A 17,233-nucleotide genomic window follows, 5' to 3' on the forward strand; every position below is an offset into this window, starting at 1 on the left:
ATGTTGCGAACCTGGATGGTGGCGGCGGCCCTCTCGCTCGCCGCAGGCATGGCCCACGCGCAGACCCAGACCGAAGTGGTGCTGCAATATCCTTATCCGGAGCTGTTCAGCGAAACCCACAAGCAGATCGCGGCGGAATTCGCCAAGGTGCATCCGGAGATCAAGGTGACGCTGCGCGCCCCCTACGAGTCGTATGAAGAAGGCACCCAGAAGGTGCTGCGCGAGGCGGTGACCAATCAGCTTCCGGACGTCACCTTCCAGGGCCTGAACCGCATCCGCGTGCTGGTCGACAAGAACATTCCGGCCGAGCTCGACGGCTACATCGCGGCTGAGAAGGACTTCGACAAGCAGGGCTTCCATCAGGCGATGTACGACATCGGCACCGCCGGCGGCAAAGTCTATGCGCTGCCGTTCGCGATCTCGCTGCCGATCGTATATGTCAATGTCGATCTGGTGAAGCAGGCCGGCGGCGATCCGAGCAATCTTCCGAACACCTGGGACGGCCTGATCGACCTTGCCAAGAAGGTCAAGGCGCTCGGCCCGGACATCAATGGCATCACCTATGCCTGGGACATCACCGGCAACTGGCTGTGGCAGGCGCCGGTGTTCGCGCGCGGCGGCACCATGCTGAACGCGGATGAAACCAAGGTGGCGTTCGATGGCCCCGAAGGCCAGTTCGCCATCAAGCAGATCGCCCGGCTGGTGACCGAAGGCGGCATGCCGAATCTCGATCAGCCGTCGATGCGCGCGATCTTCGCGGCCGGCAAAACCGGCATCCACATCACCTCGACGTCGGACCTCAACAAGACCACCCAGATGATCGGCGGCAAGTTCACGCTGAAGACCATTCCGTTCCCGGACGTCGCGAAGCCGAACGGCCGGCTGCCGGCCGGCGGCAACGTCGTGCTGATCACCGCCAAGGACAAGGCCAAGCGCGATGCCGCCTGGGAAGTGGTGAAGTTCTGGACCGGCCCGAAGGGCGCCGCCATCATGGCCGAGACCACCGGCTATATGCCGCCCAACAAGGTGGCCAACGACGTCTATTTGAAGGACTTCTACGCCAAGAACCCGAACAACTACACCGCCGTCAGCCAGCTCGCGCTGCTGACCAAATGGTACGCGTTCCCCGGCGACAACGGCCTGAAGATTACCGACGTGATCAAGGATCATCTCAACTCGATCGTCAGCGGTGCGCGTGCCAAAGAACCCGAGGCGGTGCTCGCCGACATGACCAAGGACGTCCAGAAGATGCTGCCGAGGTCGGTCGGCACCGCGCGCTGATCTCCCGCAGTCGATCTTGATTCTGCATGCGGAGCGGGCGACCGCTCCGCATCTCACCGGAGATCCTCATGAAACTGATCCAGCTCAGCGATATCCATCTCACCACGCCGGGCACCACCATCGGCGGCCGCGATCCGCGGCGCAATTTCGAGCGCGCGCTGACGCATCTGCTGCGCGACCATCACGACGCCGAGCTGATGGTGATCACCGGCGATCTGTCCGACTGGGGCGATCGCGAGGACTATGTCTGGCTGAAGCAGCGGCTCGGCGAATTTCCGATCCCGACCCGGCTGTGCATCGGCAATCACGACCGCCGCGACGTCTTCCTGAGCGTGTTCCCCGAATGCGCCGATGGCGGCTTCGTGCAAGGCGTGCACGACACCTCCGCCGCGCGCTGTCTGTTGCTCGACACGGTCGAGCCGAACAGCCATGCGGGCCGCTATTGTGCTGCGCGGCAAGACTGGCTGACGCGGCAGCTGGACGAGCATCCCGGTCCGTTCCTGCTGTTCATGCATCACAACCCCGTGCCGACACATCTCGGCCCGATGGATCAGATCCGGTTGCTCGATGACGCGGCGTTCCGGAAGATCGTCGGTGCGCATCGTGATCGCATCCGCCACATCTTCTTCGGCCATTGCCATCTGCCGCTGTCGGGCTCGGCGGCGGGTGTGCCGACCTCGTCGCTGCGCGGCACCAATCATGCGTCGTTTCCGCTGTTCTCAGAGACGGCGATGCTGAGCGCCTCCGACCTGCCGGAGTCCTACGGCGTCGCGTTCATCGGCGACGACTACGTCACCGTGCACATGGTCGAGTTCGGCTATGACGGGCCGATCCGTGTCGAAGGCTCGCCGGATTATCACGCGTGGGATCGGGAGACGATGGTCCGATGAAGTTCGTCGTTCTCACCGATACGCATTTCGTCGCTCGCGGCCGGCGCATCTACGGGCTCGATCCCGCGGAGCGGCTGCGCGCCGCGATCGCCTGCATCAACCGCGATCATCCCGAGATCGCCTTCGTGATGGTCACCGGCGATCTGGCGCATTGGGGCGAGGATCCGGCCTACGAAGCGCTCGCCGAGGTGCTGGGCGAACTCAATGCGCCGACCTTTCTGCTGATGGGTAATCACGACAAGCGCGACGGCTTCGCCCGCTACTTCCCCGGCGTGCCGCGCGATCCGAACGGCTTCGTGCAAACCATGCAGGTGTTCGACGCCGCCACCATCGTGACGCTCGATACGTTGAACGAGGACGCGCCCAATCACGCAGGCCTGCTGTGCGAGGCGCGGCTGGCGTTTCTAGAACACGCGCTGACCTCGGCGCCAGCCGACCGGCCGTTGCTGCTGTTCCAGCATCATCCGCCGTTCGACACCGGGCTGCGCTACATGGATACGATCCGGCTCGCCAATCCGGAGGCCGAGTGGGAGGTGATCGCCCGCAGCCGTCGGCCGGACTATCTATTCATGGGCCATCTGCACCGGCCGATCGGCGGCGTCTGGCGCGGCATTCCGTTTCACATCCAGCGCTCGCTCGCCCATCAGGTCGCGTTCGATCTGGTGACGGAAGGCCATATCCCGGGCTCGCACGAAGCGCCCGACTATGCGCATGTCAGCGTCGAGGGCGACCGCATCGTCATCCACCAGCGCTCGTTCCTGTACGACGGGCCGCTGTTTTCGCTGCACGACAAGGCGGCGCTGGATCGCGCGGAGTTCTGAGCGGGTTACACGTCCGGTTCGGTCGTGACATCGGCGCTGGCGATGATGCCGGCCAGCGCCGCCGTCATCATCGTTTCGAGCCGGCCGCCTTCCGTTTCCTGCAGCGGCGTAATGCCGAGCACGGTGCGCAGGATGCCGGTGCCGGCGAGAAGCGCCGTGATCAGCGCCGCGTTGAGCGCGTCGGCATGGCCGAGCTTGGCGGCGAGCGGCTCGACGAAGCTGCGCGATACGACCTCGCGGAGAACCCGGGACGCATCGGCACTCGACAGCGAGTGGATGACGATGTCGAGCGGCCGCACCTGATGCGGCCCATGGCCCTCGGCATGATGAAACAGTTCGTGCGCCAGAGTTGCGGCGAGGTCGTCGGCCTTGCCGGTCAGCAACAGCTCGGGCTTCAGCGTGGCCTCGACGGCCGCGGCGAATAGCCGTTCCTTCGAGCCGAAGCAGCGATGCACATAGGCGACATCGACATCGACGTCGGCGGCGATGTCGCGCAGGCCGGTGGTCTCATAGGACTGCCGCGCGAACCGCAGGATCGCGGCGTCGAGAATCCGGTCGCGCGTCGTGACCTTGAGGGGTGGCGCCTCGCGCAGAGCGGCCTTGGGGCTCAAAGGCGAATTCCTTCGTTGAAGCAACTAACCGAATCTTCAGCATGATGCATGCGGGACACAGCTAACGCGGCTGTGATCAACCGCTGTTGATCTCCCTCAAGGTGCGACTCTGGCATCGCGGCAAAGTCGGTGCGTGCCTGATGCCGAGGATGCGGTCGTTCGCGTCCCGCGATGCGGTGCCGACTGGAGAGAGTGTCGATGACGACGGATTGGAAGCGTTGGGTGATGATCGTCGCCGTCGTGGCGGCGGCAGGCGGAGGCTACGTCGCGTGGCGCACCTTCGGGACCAAGGCGCTGCCACCCGGCATCGCCAGCGGCAACGGCCGGATCGAAGCGACCGAGATCGATATCTCAACCAAGGCGGCGGGGCGCATCCGCGAGATCCTCGTGCGCGAAGGCGATTTCGTCACGGCCGGCCAGGTGCTGGCGCGGATGGATACCGATCAGCTCGAGGCGCAGCGCCGCCAGGCGGACGCGCAGTTGCGGCGCGCAACGATCGGCGTGCAGACCGCGACCAGCCAGGTCAATCAGCGCGAAGCCGAACGCGAGGCGGCGATTGCCGTCGTGGCGCAGCGCGACGCGCAGCTCGATGCGCTGGAGCGCCGACTGGCGCGGGCCGAGACGCTGATCAAGACCAACGCTGTATCGCAGCAGGTGCTCGACGACGACCGCGCCAACGAGCAGGGCGCCAAGGCCGCGGTGGCGGCCGCGAAGGCGCAACTCGCAGCGACCGAAGCGGCGATCAGCGCCGCCAAAGCGCAGGTGGTCGATGCGGGCGCCGCGGTCGATGCCGCCAAGGCGGCAATCGATAGTATCACGGTCGAGATCAACGACAGCACGCTGAAGTCGCCACGCGACGGCCGCGTGCAATATCGCGTCGCGCAGCCCGGTGAAGTGCTTGCCGCCGGTGGCCGCGTGCTCAACCTCGTCGATCTCAGCGACGTGTACATGACGTTCTTCCTGCCGACCGCGCAGGCCGGACAGGTCGTGATCGGCGCAGACGTGCGGCTTGTCCTCGACGCGCTGCCGGACGTGGTAATCCCCGCCAAGGCGACGTTTGTGGCCGATACTGCGCAGTTCACGCCCAAGACGGTCGAGACCGAGGAGGAACGGCAGAAGCTGATGTTCCGCGTCAAGGCGCACATTCCGCAGGAGCTGCTGCGCAAGTACATAGCGCTGGTCAAGACCGGCCTGCCGGGCGTGGCCTATGTGAAGCTTGATGCCAAGGCGCAATGGCCCGCCAAAGTCAGCGGAGCGCCGGTGCAATGAGCGACGCCGCGGCGGGCCCTGCTGTGCCCGCGCCGATCGTCCGTCTCGCCGGCGTCACGCTGCGCTACGGCAAGACGCTGGCGCTCGATGATATCACGCTCGATCTGCCGGCCGGCTGCATGGTCGGACTGATCGGCCCCGACGGCGTCGGCAAGTCGAGCCTGTTATCACTGATCTCGGGCGCGCGCGCCGTGCAGCAGGGGCGCGTCGACGTGTTCGGCGGCGATATCGCCGATGCGCGGCATCGTCGCGATTCGTGTCCGCGGATCGCCTACATGCCGCAGGGACTCGGGAAGAATCTGTATCCGACGCTGTCGGTATTCGAGAATGTCGACTTCTTCGGCCGGCTGTTCGGCCAGGGGCATGCCGAGCGCGCCCGGCGGATCGCCGAACTGCTTGAAAGTACGGGCCTTTCGGCGTTCGCCGAGCGGCCGGCCGGCAAGCTGTCGGGCGGCATGAAGCAGAAGCTGGGGCTGTGCTGCGCGCTGATTCACGATCCCGACCTGTTGATCCTGGACGAGCCGACTACCGGCGTCGATCCGCTGTCGCGCCGGCAATTCTGGGAATTGATCAACGATATCAGGGCGCAGCGTCCCGGTATGAGCGTGATCGTGGCAACCGCCTACATGGAGGAGGCGGAGCGCTTCGACCATCTGGTGGCGATGAATGCCGGGCGCGTGCTGGCGCAGGCGACGCCGGCGGAATTGTTGAGGCAAACTCAAGGCAGCACGCTCGACGCCGCGTTCATCGCGCTGCTGCCCGAAGACGAGCGCCGCGGCTATTCCGAGGTGGTGATTCCGCCGCGCAAGGCCGGTCAGTCCGAGGTCGCGATCGAGGCCGAGCATCTGACCATGCGGTTCGGTGACTTCACCGCGGTCGACGACGTGTCGTTCCGGATCGAGCAGGGCGAGATCTTCGGCTTCCTCGGCTCCAACGGCTGCGGCAAGACCACCACGATGAAGATGCTGACCGGGTTGCTGGCAGCGACCGAAGGCAAGGCGCGGCTGTTCGGCAGCGAGGTCGATCCGAACGACATGTCGGTGCGCCGCCGCGTCGGCTACATGTCGCAGGCGTTCTCGCTCTACAGCGAACTCACCGTGCGGCAGAATCTCGAACTCCACGCGAAGTTGTTCCGGATGGAGCCGGCGACGATCGAGCCGCGTATCGCCGAGATGGTGCGGCGGTTCGATCTGACCGAAGTGATCGACAAGCTGCCGGACGAACTGCCGCTCGGCATCCGGCAGCGGCTGTCGCTGGCGGTGGCGATGATCCATTCGCCCGGCATCCTGATTCTCGACGAGCCGACCTCGGGCGTCGATCCGGTCGCGCGCGACGGCTTCTGGCAGATCCTCTCCGACCTGTCGCGCAACGACAACGTCACCATCTTCGTCTCGACGCATTTCATGAACGAGGCCGAGCGCTGCGACCGCATCTCGCTGATGCATGCCGGGCGGGTGCTGATCAGCGACTCGCCGCGCGCGATCGTCGAGAGCCGCAAGGCCGATAGCCTCGAGACCGCGTTCATCGCCTATCTGGAAGAGGCGATCGGCGCGCAGACCAGGCCGGCAGCAGCTGCTACTCCGCCCGCGCCGGCGACCGAAGCGGTCGCCCAGCCGCGCGCATCGATGCGCAGCTGGTTCGATCCGCGGCGGATGTTCGCCTATACGCGGCGCGAGGCGCTGGAGCTGCGGCGCGATCCGATCCGCGCCACCATGGCGCTGATCGGCAGCGTGGTGCTGATGTTCGTGCTCGGCTACGGCATCAATCTCGACGTGGAGAAACTGACCTTCGCGGCGCTCGACCGCGACGACACCACGATCAGCCGCGATTACATCCTCAACATCGCCGGCTCGCGCTACTTTTCCGAACAGCGGCCGATCACCGACTACGCGGATCTCGACCGAAGGATGCGCAGCGGCGAATTGACCATGGCGATCGAGATTCCGCCCGGCTTCGGCCGTGACGTCTCGCGCGGCCGGCCTGTCGAGATCGGCACCTGGATCGACGGCGGGATGCCGGCGCGGGCCGAAACCGCGCGGGGCTACGCGCAGGCGATGCATCTGGCCTGGCTCAGCCAGAAGGCGCGTGAACTCTACGGCGATGCGGCGATCGCCGGCAGTTTCCAGATCGCGATGCGCTATCGCTACAATCCGGGCATCAAGAGCCTGGTGGCGATGGCGCCGGCGGTGATCCCGCTGTTGCTGATGATGATCCCGGCGATGCTGGCGGTGCTCAGTGTCGTGCGCGAGAAGGAGCTCGGCTCGATCATCAATTTCTACGCGACGCCCACCACGCGGCTCGAATTCCTGATCGGCAAGCAACTGCCTTACGTGTTCCTGGCGATGGTCAATTGCGTGCTGCTGACGGCGTTCGCGATCTTCGCGTTCCAGGTGCCGTTCACCGGCAGCTTCCTCGCCTATGGCACTGGCGCGCTGCTCTACGTCATCATCGCCACCGGCCTGGGCCTCGTGCTGTCGACCTTCATGCAGAGCCAGATCGCCGCCATCTTTGGCACCGCGCTGCTGACGCTGATCCCGGCGCTGCAGTTCTCCGGCCTGATCGACCCGGTGTCGTCGCTGCAGGGGTTTGGTGCGGTGGTCGGCACCATCTATCCCACCACCTATTTCGTCAATATTTCGCGCGGCGCCTTCTCCAAGGGGCTCGGCTTTGCCGACATGTGGTCGTCGCTGGTGCCGCTGATGATCATGGTGCCGGTGCTGCTCGGCGCCGGTGCGGCGCTTCTCAAGAAACAGGCGAAGTGACGTGCGGATCTCCAACATCGTCCAGCTCGGCATCAAGGAACTGCGCGGCCTGCTGCGCGACCCGATGCTGATGGTGCTGATCGTCTACGCGTTCACGGCGTCGATCTATATCGAATCCAAGGCGCTGCCGGAGACGCTCAATCACGCGGCGATCTCGATCGTCGACGAGGATCGCTCGCCGGTGTCGGAGCGGATCATCACGGCGTTCAATCCGCCCTACTTCTCGATCCCCAAGCTGATCACCCAGGCCGAGATGGACAAGCGGATGGACGCCGGGCTCGACACCTTTGCGCTCGACATTCCGCCGGAATTCCAGCGCGACCTGCTGGCCAAGCGCTCGCCCACTATCCAGCTCAATATCGACGCTACCCGCATGACCCAGGCCTTCACCGGCGGCGGCTATGTGCAGGCGATCGTCACCGGCGAGATCAACGAGTTTCTCAGCCGCCACCGCGCCGCCACGTCGGTGCCGGTCGAACAGACGCTGCGCATCCGCTTCAACGCCGAACTGAACAAGGGCTGGTTCGGCGCCGTCAACGAGCTGATCACCGCCATCACCATGCTGTCGATCATCCTCACCGGCGCCGCGCTGATCCGCGAGCGCGAGCACGGCACCATTGAGCATCTGCTGGTGATGCCGGTGACGCCGCTCGAGATCATGATCAGCAAGGTGTGGTCGATGGGCGGCGTGGTGCTGCTCGCGTCCGGCTTCGCACTCGCGGTGGTGATCCAGGGCGTGCTCAGCGTGCCGGTGCAGGGTTCGATGCTGCTGTTCCTGCTCGGCACCGCGCTGCATCTGTTCGCCACCACCAGCATGGGCATCTATCTGGCGACCGCCGCCGGCACGATGCCGCAGTTCGGTCTGCTGATGATGCTGATCCTGGTGCCGCTGCAGGCGCTGTCCGGCGGCCTCACGCCGCGCGAAAGCATGCCGCAGATCATCCAGGACATCATGCTGCTGGCGCCGAATACGCACTTCGTGTCGCTGTCGCAGGCGATCCTGTTCCGCGGCGCCGGGCTCGACGTGGTGTGGCCGCAATTCCTGGCGCTGCTGGTGATCGGCAGCGTGCTGTTCGCGCTGGCGCTGCGCCACTTCCGGCGGTTCCTCAGCGCGTGATGACGATCCCCGCGCCGCAGCGCGCTCCCTCTCCCGCGTGCCGGAGAGGGCTGGGGTGAGGGCGACGCGGGCACAGTGCCTGGGGACCCCCCACCCCCGACCCCTCCCCGCAAGGGGGAGGGGGCACGCGGGCCGCGTTTTCGATCAGGTGGATCACATCGTGCGGCTCGCCCCGCGCCGCAGCGCGCTCCCTCTCCCGCTTGCGGGAGAGGGCTGGGGTGAGGGCGACGCGGGCACAGTGCCTGGGGACCCCCCACCCCCGACCCCTCCCCGCAAGGGGGAGGGGAGCAGGCGGGCCGCGTTTTCGATCGGGTGGATCACATCGTGCGGCTCGCCCCGCGCCGCAGCGCGCTCCCTCTCCTGCTTGCGGGAGAGGGCTGGGGTGAGGGCGACGCGGGCACTGTGCTCGGGGCCCCCCACCCCGACCCCTCCCCGCAAGGGGGAGGGGGGACGAGACGCCGCGTTTCCGAGACGTCGACTGTCCCTTAAACCCCCGCCAGCTCCGGCAGCACGAACGGGCTGCCGGCTGGGTCGGCGCGGATGCTGAGGGCGACATCGAAGACGCGGCCGATCAGGTCGGGCCGCATCACCTCGGCGGGCGAGCCGTCGGCTGCGAGCCGGCCGGCGTGTAGCATCAGAATGCGATCGGCGAAGCGGACCGCGAGGTTGAGGTCGTGCAGGATCGCGATCACCGTGGTGCCCTTGCGGGCGCAGCGCCGCGCGGTCTGGGCGAGGTCGAGCTGGTGGCGGATGTCGAGGCTCGAGGTCGGCTCGTCGAGTAGCAGGATGCCGGGGCCGCGCGTGGCCTCGCTGGTCCAGAGCTGCACCAGCACGCGGGCGAAATGCGCGCGCTGCTGTTCGCCGCCGGACAGCGTGGTGATGTCGCGGCTCCGGAAGTCGGCGAGGCCGACCTCCTGCAGCGCGGCCTCGATCGCCGCCTGCGCGGGACGGCCGGCGAGTTCGCCGGCGCCCATCCGGACGATTTCTTCCACCGTGAACGGGAAGCTGATGGTGATGTGCTGCGCCAGCACGGCGCGGCGTTCGGCGAGGTCGCGCGGCGGGTAGGACGCCAGCTCGCGCGCGCCGAGCCGGATCGTGCCGGAGGTCGGCCGCAGGTCGCCCGACAGCAGCCGCAGCAGCGTCGACTTGCCGGCGCCGTTCGGGCCGACGATCGCGATCAGTTCGCCCTGCGCGATGCCGAGGTCGATACGATCGACCAGCGTCGCGCCGCCGGTCGCGAAGCTCGCCTGGGTCGCTTGCAGCCGGGTACTCACAGCCCGACCAGCTTGCGCTGCCGCAGCAGCAAGGCGAGGAAGAACGGCGCGCCGATCGCGGCGGTGAGAATGCCGATCGGCATTTCGGCCGGCGCCACGATGGTGCGCGCCACGGTGTCGGCCGCGACCAGCATGGCGGCGCCCAAACACGCCGAGGCCGGCAGCAGCAGCCGGTGCGACGGGCCGATCACCAGCCGCAGCAGATGCGGCACGACGATGCCGACGAAGCCGATCACGCCGCAGATCGACACCGCGACGCCGGTCATCGACGACACCAGCACGATCGACAGCAGCTTCAGCCGCTCGACATCGACGCCGGTGTGAAACGCCTCGGATTCGCCGAGCACCAGCAGATCGAGATGGCGCGCCACCTTGACGAACACCAGCAGCGCGATCGCCAGCACCAGCGCGCAGGACAATGCCTTGGCCCAACTCGCGCCGCTGAGCGAGCCCATCATCCAGAAGGTGATGTCGCGGAGCTGACGGTCGTCGGCGAGAAACACCAGCACGCCGATGCCCGCATTGGCGATCGCCGCGATCGCGATGCCGGCGAGCAGGAACAGCGCAATCGAGGTGCGGCCGGCGCGGCTGGCGATACGATAGAGCAGGATCGTGGTGACAAGCGATCCGCCGAACGCGGCGATCGGCAGCAGATGATCCTGCAGGAAACGCAACTGGCTGCCGAGGATCTGGTCGAGCAGCACGATCGACACCGCCGCGGCGAGCGCGCCGCCGCTGGCGACGCCGACCAGCGCCGGATCGGCCAGCGGATTGCGAAACAGCCCTTGCATCAGCGTGCCGGACGCCGCCAGCAGCGCCCCGATGATCGCCGCGGTGACGATGCGCGGCAGCCGGATCGACCACAGCACCATCTGGTCGCGCAGCGCCGGAGCATTGCCGTGCGCGTCCTGCAGCAGCAGCGCGGCGGGCAGCCGTGATAGCGGAATGCCGGCGGCGCCGACGGTCAGCGCCGTCGCGGCGGCGATCAGCAGCAGCATGAGCAGCACCGCGAGCGTCGCGCCGGAGCGCGGCCGGAACGACCGCGCGACACGCCTGCGGCCGATCTCCATTACGCTCATGAGCGGCAGTCGGCGCTCGCCGCCTTCGGGCTGAAGCTGCCGGCCTGCGGGGCGAGCTGCGGATATAAAGCGGCGGCGACGTCGCGCGCCGCAGCGGGCGTGCGCGGACCGAAGCCGAGCAGATACAGCCCGTCCATCGCCAGGAAGGCGCGGTTGGCGCCGGCCGGCGTCAGCGCGAAGGCGGGATGCGCATAGAACGCGTCGGCCTCGAACGAATCGCGGCTGCGCCGGATGGTGATCACCGCGTCGGGCTTGGCGGCGACGATCGCCTCGTCGTTGATGGTCTTGTAGCCGTCGTAACCGTCGATCGCGTTGACGCCGCCGGACAGCTCGATGATCTCGTTGGCGGCGGTGTTGCGGCCGGCCGCCATCGCCTGGCCGTTGACCAGCGACATCACGAACATCACCCGCGCCGGCTTGCTGATTTTTGCGCGCAGCTGCCGGAGCTGATCGAAATCCTGTGCAACGGCGTTGGCGAGGCAGGTCGCGCCGGCGTCGGCTTGCATCGCGTGGCCGATCAGCCGGATCTTGTCGAGCAGGCCCTGCTCGGTGAAGGTCTCGGGAATCGACACCAGCGGAATCTTCGCGGCTTCGAGCGCCTGCATGGTCTGCTTCGGGCCGGCGCTGTCCATCGCCAGGATCAGCGTCGGGTTCAGTCCGATCACGCCCTCGGCGGAGAGCTGGCGCAAGTAACCGACGTTCGGTTTGCCCTTCACGGCTTCGGGCGGAAACGTGCTGGTGGAATCGACGCCGGCGATGCGTTGTTCGAAGCCGAGCGCCACCAGTACTTCGGTGATGGCGCCGCCGACCGCGACGGTGCGCGAGGTGTCGCTGATCATCACGTCGCGGCCGTGGGCGTCGCGCACCACGGGGCCGCCGGCACGAGCCGGGGACGACAGTCCGATCGCCGTCGCGGTCAGCAGCGCGCAGGCCGCGCCAAAGAGCGGGCGGCGCATCATTTGGTCAGGATCAGCTTGTTCTGCGACGTCAGGCGCAGCCGGTACTTGTCGTCGCCATGCGCGATCACGATCTCGCGGCCGGACGAAAACAGGTCGCGGCTCTCGACCTGATTGTCGATCATCTCGATGGCGCGCCGGGTGGTCGGGTCCTGCGGGGCGGCTGCTGCCGTGCCGCTCTGTGTTGCGCGTTCGATCATGAGTGCGTCGCCGATCAGTTGAACTATCAGCGGCCGTTATAGGATCATCCCGCGGGAATGTGTCTTATAATCACTTTAAACGTGTGGTACGTCGCTTGACGCCCCACGGCCGCGTCGTCAAGGTCGTCTCATCGGCGATCCGTCAGGCGGTCGCCCATGGTACTTCGGCCAGCCAGCTCCCTGCGATCCGCAGCGCCCGCCAGCTCCTCATTGATGTTGTGATCGGAATCAGGATGGTCGCGCCGGCCAGCACCTGCGCGGCGCTGCGCGCGCGCCTTGCTGCCGCGCGCCATGACGGCGGAGCGGGGAACGATGACGCGGATGATGAAGGCTTTGGCGGGCGGCCGATCGTCGCAGGTCGGGCACGGCCAGCATGCGGCGCACGGCGCTGCGGTGCGCGTCAGTGATTACTTCGTGCGGGTCGGCTGCGATCCGCTCACCGAGGCGTTCGAGCGCCGCTCGTTCTCGCCGCCGTGGCGCGGCAGCCGGCCGGTCGATAGCGAGAATGTCGAGGCGGTGATGCAGCGCGTGTTCGCGACGCCGCGCGACGAGACCGCGGTGGCGTATCTGCACGTGCCGTATTGCCAGACACATTGTCTGTTCTGCGGCTTCTTCCAGAACGTGTGGCGGCCCGAGGCGGGGCCGGCCTATGTGGACGATCTGCTCGCCGAGCTCGCCGCCAGGGCGCAGACGCCGCTGGTGGCGTCGGCGCCGATCGACGCGGTGTATATCGGCGGCGGCACGCCCTCGGCGCTGGCGGCCGACGATCTGGCGCGGCTGATCGAAGGGCTGCATCGCTATCTGCCGCTCACCGGCGATTGCGAGATCACGCTGGAGGGCCGCTCGTTCGGCTTCGACGTGGCGAAGGCCGCCAAGGTCGCCGATGCCGGCGTGACGCGGCTGTCGATCGGCGTGCAGACGTTTTCGACCGAGGTCCGTCGCCGGCTCGGCCGCAAGCTCGCCGGGCCGGAGGTCGCGTTGTTTCTCGCCGAGCTGGTGGCGCTCGGCCGCACCGCGGTGGTGTGCGACCTGATCTACGGGCTGCCCGGCCAGACGCGCAGCGACTGGAGCCGGGACATCGAGACCGTGGATGAAATCGGGCTCGACGGCGTCACGCTGTATGCGCTCAACATGTTTCCCAACGGGCCGATGGCGATGGCGGTCGAGAAGGGCAAGCTGCCGCCGCCCGCGACGCCGGGCGGGCAGGCGCGGATCTATGCGGATGCGGTGGAGCGGCTGACGGCGCTCGGCTGGCTGCAAGTGACGCAGTCGCATCTGGTGCGCTCGGCGCGCGAGTTCAACCGCTACAATTCGGCGATCAAGCGCGGCGTCACCTGCCTGCCGTTCGGCGCGGGCGCCGGCGGGCAGGCGCACGGCATCCGCTGGCGTAACGTGATGGATCTGGCGCAGCGCCGCGACATGATCGCGCAGCGGCTGCAGCCGGTCGAGGGCGTCGCGCTGGTGCCGGCGGATCATGCCGCGCACGCGATGATCGCGGCGGGGCTCGAATCCGGCCAGCTCGATCTCGCCGCCGTCGAAACGATGCGCCCCGGCTTCCGCGTCGCGGTGGCGCCGCTGCTGGCCAACTGGGTGGCGGCCGGGCTCGGCGATCTCAGCGGCGACGGCTTCCGGCCGAGCTGCGCCGGCTCGTTCTGGATCAGCAACCTGATCAGCGGCCTGCTGGCGGGGCTGCAATCCGCCGCGCTCGGCGCGGATGCGCATGGCTGCGGGATCGCGTAGCCTCGTCGCGGAATTGACGAAGCGCGGGGCGAACGCATGAAGATCCTGATATTCGGCGCGACCGGCCGCACCGGCCGCCCGCTCGTGGCGCAGGCCGCCGCGCGCGGCTGGAGCGTGCACGCCAGCGGCCGCGATGCCGCGCGGCTGCGGGAGCTTGCCGGTGCCGCCGAATCGTCCGTCGCGGATCTCGGCGATGCGGCGGCGGTCGGCGATATCGTCGGGCGGGTGGCGCCCGATGTGATCGTGTCGTCGGTCTGCGGCGCGCTGCCGGATGGGCGGCTGGTCGACGAAGCTGGTAACAACGCGATCTCGGACGCGGCGGCGCGCTTCGGGGTGCGCCGTATCGTGCAGATCTCGTCGCTGGCCTGCGGCGATAGCCGGCCGTTCGCGTCGGAGCGGATCATCGCGGCGATCGGTCCGGTGCTCGACGCCAAGACCCGCGCGGAAGATCATCTGCGCGCGCTCGATCTCGACTGGACCATCATCCGCCCCGGCGGCCTCACCGAAGGCGAGCCGACCGGCAGCGGCGCGCTGTACGCCGATCCGCGCGTCCACGGCCGCATCACCCGCGCCGACTTGGCCGACCTGGTGCTGCGCGCTGTCGCGGCGCCGGCGACGACGCGGCTGATTCTGTCCGCCGTCGATCGGACGACGCTGCCGGCCGAGCCGGCGGACATCCGCGAATTCGCCGGCGCGTAGTAAGCGCCGAGGGCGCTTCTTTATAATCACTTTAATCAGCAGCCGCGCGGCGTTGACCGTGTGGTTGTGCTTCGTTACCAAAATGCAATCCGTTGGCGATTGCCGACGTTCTGCCAGCCAGCCGCCCCCGGGCGAGCCCGCCAGCCGCAATCAACATCACTCGATCGGGGCTGTCATGGTGGGGCTGGGTTCGCGCGTCTGTGCGCTGTTGTTATCTGTATGGGTGGTGGCGCTGGCGGCGCCCGCCGCGGCGCAAACCGCGGCGCCATCGCCTGACTCGAAAAAGCAGAAACCGGTCGCCCGCCAGCAGGCCGCCAAACCGCAGGCCGCAGCTTCCAATCCGCGCGACGCCTATGCGCAGGCCGGCGTCTCCACCCAGTCGCTCGACGCCATCACGGTGGTGGCGACCAAGAACGAGGAGCGCGCCATCGATGCGCTGGCGCCGGCCAGCGCCATCACCGCCGGCCAGATCCAGCAATTGCAGCCGAACCGGCTGCAGGACATCTTCGTTGCGACGCCCGGCGTGTCGTTCCAGGATCGTGGCGACGATCCCTCGACCGCGATCAACATCCGCGGCCTGCAGGATTTCGGCCGCGTCGGCGTCGTGGTCGACGGCGCGCGGCAGAACTATCAGCGCTCCGGCCACAATGCGCAGGGCTCGTTCTTCCTCGATCCCGAACTGATCGGCGGCGTCGACATCGTGCGCGGCCCGAGCGCCAATATCTACGGCTCCGGCGCCATCGGCGGCGTGGTGTCGTTCCGCACCAAGGACATCGACGACGTGCTGCGCGCCGGCGAGCGCTGGGGCGTCGACATGACCGGCTCCTATGGCAGCAACAATGCGCGCGGCCTCGGCTCGATCTTCGGCGGCGTCCGGGTCGATCCCACGGTCGATGTGTTCGGCGGCGCGCTGTATCGCACCCAGGGCAACTACAAGGACGGCGCCGGCACCGAGATCGGCAACACCGGCAACGACATCGCCGGCGGCCTCTTGAAGCTGACGGTGCGGCCCGCCGAGGGCCACGAGGTCAAGATCGGCGGCCTGTTCCAGGACTACAATTACGATATCGGCCAGTTCAACCGCGGCCCGGTGCTGACCGCGGCGCAGCGCGCGCTGTACCAGGGCTCGTCGGTGTACGATTCCAACGTGCGCAATTCCACCGGCACGCTGAGCTGGAAATATTCGCGGCCGGACGACATGCTGTTCGACTGGAACATCAGCCTGTACGGCAACCGCACCGACAACGACCAGACCAAGACCTATCACAACTCGACCAGCGGCTCGGCCTATTGCGGCGCCGGCAATGTCGGCAACAACATCTCCGGTTGCGTCGGCGATCAGCGCGGCTACCGGCTCGACACCATCGGTATCGACGCCAACAACACCACGCGGTTCGAGGCCGGCGACTGGCGCACCGCGGTGACCTACGGTGTCGACGCCTTCAACGACAAGGTCACCACCTGGGATTCTCGCGGCAACTCCAACGTCACCACGCCGAGCGGCGAGCGCACGGTGTCGGGCGGCTTCGTGCAGCTCAAGAACAACTACGCGAGCTGGCTCGAAGTGATCGGCGCGGCCCGGTTCGATCACTACGAGCTGACATCGGCCAACACCACGGCGAGCGGCAGCCGGCTGTCGCCCAAGATCACCATCGGCGTCACGCCGCTGGCCGGGATCACGCCCTATCTCAGCTATGCCGAAGGCTATCGCGCGCCGTCGATCACCGAGACGCTGATCGCGGGCGCGCACGCCACCGGCGGCGGGCCGGCGCTGTTCACCTGCGCGGACGGACGCGGCGGCCTGTTCTGCCTGATCCCGAATGCCGGGCTGCGGCCGGAGGTCGGCAAGAACAAGGAAGCCGGCCTCAACCTCAAATTCAACGACGTGTTCATCGGCGGCGACAGCTTCCGCGGCAAGATCAACGCGTTCCGTAACGACATCGACAACTACATCGATCTGGTGGCGTCGACCCCGCAGGTGTCGAATCTCGGCCCGAGCTTCGGCCTCTACAGCAAGTATTATCAGTATCAGAACATCCCGCGCGCGCGGATCGACGGCGTCGAGGTCGAGACCGCCTACGATGCCGGGCTGTGGTTCGTCGGCGTCTCGGCGTCGGTGCTGCGCGGCACCAACCCGGACACCGGCATCGGCCTCGCCTCGGTGCCGTCGCGCAAGGTCGTTACCTCGGGCGGCCTGCGGCTGCTCGACCGACAGCTGACGATCGCGGCGCAGTGGGCGTCCTATGCGGCCAACACCAATCTGCCGTCCGGCTATCTGCCGGCGACGTCCTACGATCTGGTCAATCTCAATGTCGCCTACCGGCCGACACCCGACATGACGCTGAGCTTCTCGGTCGACAATCTGCTCAACAATTACTACCGGCCCTACGCGATTCCGGGCTCGTCGTCCGACGGCACGTCGCAGAACGACGTGCTGTTCAGCAGCCCGGGGCCCGGCATCGTCTACAAGGGCGGCATCAAGGTGCATTTCGGCGGCGCCTAGCATTTGGCCGCCCGCCGCGTGGCGGGCGGCC

General features: G+C 67.4%; 14 protein-coding genes. 9 read left to right on the forward strand and 5 right to left on the reverse strand.

Annotated features, from left to right (window positions below):
* The 3 genes from ACFFJ6_RS09735 to ACFFJ6_RS09745 all read left to right on the forward strand — a co-directional run bounded on the left by ACFFJ6_RS09735 (nucleotide 1) and on the right by ACFFJ6_RS09745 (nucleotide 2,992).
* Entirely contained in the window at nucleotides 1-1,281 is a 1,281-nt protein-coding gene (locus tag ACFFJ6_RS09735) for an ABC transporter substrate-binding protein (protein ID WP_378386940.1), read from the forward strand.
* Between the two features lie 68 nt (nucleotides 1,282-1,349).
* On the forward strand, nucleotides 1,350-2,171 hold the full coding sequence (locus tag ACFFJ6_RS09740; RefSeq protein WP_378386942.1) for a phosphodiesterase: 822 nt from the start codon (nucleotides 1,350-1,352) through the stop codon (nucleotides 2,169-2,171).
* Complete coding sequence (locus tag ACFFJ6_RS09745) at nucleotides 2,168-2,992, forward strand: phosphodiesterase (RefSeq protein ID WP_378386944.1); 825 nt, start codon at nucleotides 2,168-2,170, stop codon at nucleotides 2,990-2,992. Before ACFFJ6_RS09740 ends, ACFFJ6_RS09745 begins: the two co-directional genes overlap by 4 nt.
* A 5-nt stretch (nucleotides 2,993-2,997) precedes the next feature.
* Here ACFFJ6_RS09745 and ACFFJ6_RS09750 read toward each other — a convergent pair whose 3' ends face one another.
* Entirely contained in the window at nucleotides 2,998-3,603 is a 606-nt protein-coding gene (locus ACFFJ6_RS09750; protein ID WP_378386946.1) for a TetR/AcrR family transcriptional regulator, read from the reverse strand.
* 198 nt (nucleotides 3,604-3,801) lie between these two features.
* Between ACFFJ6_RS09750 and ACFFJ6_RS09755 the strand changes: the two genes are divergently transcribed.
* The 3 genes from ACFFJ6_RS09755 to ACFFJ6_RS09765 are packed head-to-tail and all read left to right on the forward strand — an operon-like array spanning nucleotide 3,802 to nucleotide 8,751.
* Nucleotides 3,802-4,872: an HlyD family secretion protein gene (locus ACFFJ6_RS09755; RefSeq protein ID WP_378386948.1), complete on the forward strand. Its 1,071-nt coding sequence runs from the start codon at nucleotides 3,802-3,804 to the stop codon at nucleotides 4,870-4,872.
* On the forward strand, nucleotides 4,869-7,634 hold the full coding sequence (gene rbbA, locus ACFFJ6_RS09760) for a ribosome-associated ATPase/putative transporter RbbA (protein ID WP_378386950.1): 2,766 nt from the start codon (nucleotides 4,869-4,871) through the stop codon (nucleotides 7,632-7,634). Before ACFFJ6_RS09755 ends, rbbA begins: the two co-directional genes overlap by 4 nt.
* A gap of 1 nt (nucleotide 7,635) precedes the next feature.
* Nucleotides 7,636-8,751 carry an ABC transporter permease gene (locus tag ACFFJ6_RS09765; RefSeq protein WP_378386953.1) on the forward strand — a complete coding sequence of 372 codons (1,116 nt, stop codon included), beginning with the start codon at nucleotides 7,636-7,638 and terminating at the stop codon, nucleotides 8,749-8,751.
* A 485-nt stretch (nucleotides 8,752-9,236) separates the two neighbouring features.
* Here ACFFJ6_RS09765 and ACFFJ6_RS09770 read toward each other — a convergent pair whose 3' ends face one another.
* Genes ACFFJ6_RS09770 through ACFFJ6_RS09785 form a run of 4 tightly spaced genes read right to left on the reverse strand, consistent with a single transcriptional unit; the run spans nucleotide 9,237 to nucleotide 12,260 of the window.
* A complete protein-coding gene (locus tag ACFFJ6_RS09770; RefSeq protein ID WP_378386955.1) occupies nucleotides 9,237-10,025 on the reverse strand; it encodes a heme ABC transporter ATP-binding protein in 789 nt (262 codons plus the stop codon).
* Nucleotides 10,022-11,104, reverse strand: a complete 1,083-nt coding sequence (locus tag ACFFJ6_RS09775; RefSeq protein ID WP_378386957.1) for a FecCD family ABC transporter permease — start codon at nucleotides 11,102-11,104, stop codon at nucleotides 10,022-10,024. Before ACFFJ6_RS09775 ends, ACFFJ6_RS09770 begins: the two co-directional genes overlap by 4 nt.
* Nucleotides 11,101-12,063 carry a heme/hemin ABC transporter substrate-binding protein gene (locus ACFFJ6_RS09780; RefSeq protein ID WP_378386959.1) on the reverse strand — a complete coding sequence of 321 codons (963 nt, stop codon included), beginning with the start codon at nucleotides 12,061-12,063 and terminating at the stop codon, nucleotides 11,101-11,103. Before ACFFJ6_RS09780 ends, ACFFJ6_RS09775 begins: the two co-directional genes overlap by 4 nt.
* Nucleotides 12,060-12,260: a hemin uptake protein HemP gene (locus ACFFJ6_RS09785; RefSeq protein ID WP_378386961.1), complete on the reverse strand. Its 201-nt coding sequence runs from the start codon at nucleotides 12,258-12,260 to the stop codon at nucleotides 12,060-12,062. Before ACFFJ6_RS09785 ends, ACFFJ6_RS09780 begins: the two co-directional genes overlap by 4 nt.
* Nucleotides 12,261-12,572: 312 nt before the next feature.
* On the opposite strand from ACFFJ6_RS09785, the gene hutW reads away from it, so the two are divergent.
* The 3 genes from hutW (at nucleotide 12,573) to ACFFJ6_RS09800 (ending at nucleotide 17,202) form a co-directional block, all read left to right on the forward strand.
* Nucleotides 12,573-14,000: a heme anaerobic degradation radical SAM methyltransferase ChuW/HutW gene (hutW, locus tag ACFFJ6_RS09790; protein WP_378386963.1), complete on the forward strand. Its 1,428-nt coding sequence runs from the start codon at nucleotides 12,573-12,575 to the stop codon at nucleotides 13,998-14,000.
* 36 nt (nucleotides 14,001-14,036) lie between these two features.
* Complete coding sequence (locus ACFFJ6_RS09795) at nucleotides 14,037-14,699, forward strand: SDR family oxidoreductase (RefSeq protein ID WP_378386965.1); 663 nt, start codon at nucleotides 14,037-14,039, stop codon at nucleotides 14,697-14,699.
* Between the two features lie 175 nt (nucleotides 14,700-14,874).
* Complete coding sequence (locus tag ACFFJ6_RS09800) at nucleotides 14,875-17,202, forward strand: TonB-dependent hemoglobin/transferrin/lactoferrin family receptor (protein WP_378386967.1); 2,328 nt, start codon at nucleotides 14,875-14,877, stop codon at nucleotides 17,200-17,202.
* The last annotated feature ends 31 nt before the right edge of the window (nucleotides 17,203-17,233 follow it).

It is taken from the genome of Rhodopseudomonas telluris (assembly GCF_042432815.1).
GTDB classification, from domain to species: Bacteria; Pseudomonadota; Alphaproteobacteria; order Rhizobiales; family Xanthobacteraceae; genus Rhodopseudomonas; species Rhodopseudomonas telluris.

Coding starts and splice junctions, on each gene's coding strand:
- ACFFJ6_RS09800 (WP_378386967.1), top strand. CDS start 14,875: ATGGTGGGGCTGGGTTCGCGCGTCTGTGCGCTGTTGTTATCTGTATGG.
- ACFFJ6_RS09795 (WP_378386965.1), top strand. CDS start 14,037: ATGAAGATCCTGATATTCGGCGCGACCGGCCGCACCGGCCGCCCGCTC.
- ACFFJ6_RS09780 (WP_378386959.1), bottom strand. CDS start 12,063: ATGATGCGCCGCCCGCTCTTTGGCGCGGCCTGCGCGCTGCTGACCGCG.
- ACFFJ6_RS09775 (WP_378386957.1), bottom strand. CDS start 11,104: ATGAGCGTAATGGAGATCGGCCGCAGGCGTGTCGCGCGGTCGTTCCGG.
- ACFFJ6_RS09785 (WP_378386961.1), bottom strand. CDS start 12,260: ATGATCGAACGCGCAACACAGAGCGGCACGGCAGCAGCCGCCCCGCAG.
- ACFFJ6_RS09740 (WP_378386942.1), top strand. CDS start 1,350: ATGAAACTGATCCAGCTCAGCGATATCCATCTCACCACGCCGGGCACC.
- ACFFJ6_RS09745 (WP_378386944.1), top strand. CDS start 2,168: ATGAAGTTCGTCGTTCTCACCGATACGCATTTCGTCGCTCGCGGCCGG.
- rbbA (WP_378386950.1), top strand. CDS start 4,869: ATGAGCGACGCCGCGGCGGGCCCTGCTGTGCCCGCGCCGATCGTCCGT.
- hutW (WP_378386963.1), top strand. CDS start 12,573: ATGACGCGGATGATGAAGGCTTTGGCGGGCGGCCGATCGTCGCAGGTC.
- ACFFJ6_RS09735 (WP_378386940.1), top strand. CDS start 1: ATGTTGCGAACCTGGATGGTGGCGGCGGCCCTCTCGCTCGCCGCAGGC.
- ACFFJ6_RS09755 (WP_378386948.1), top strand. CDS start 3,802: ATGACGACGGATTGGAAGCGTTGGGTGATGATCGTCGCCGTCGTGGCG.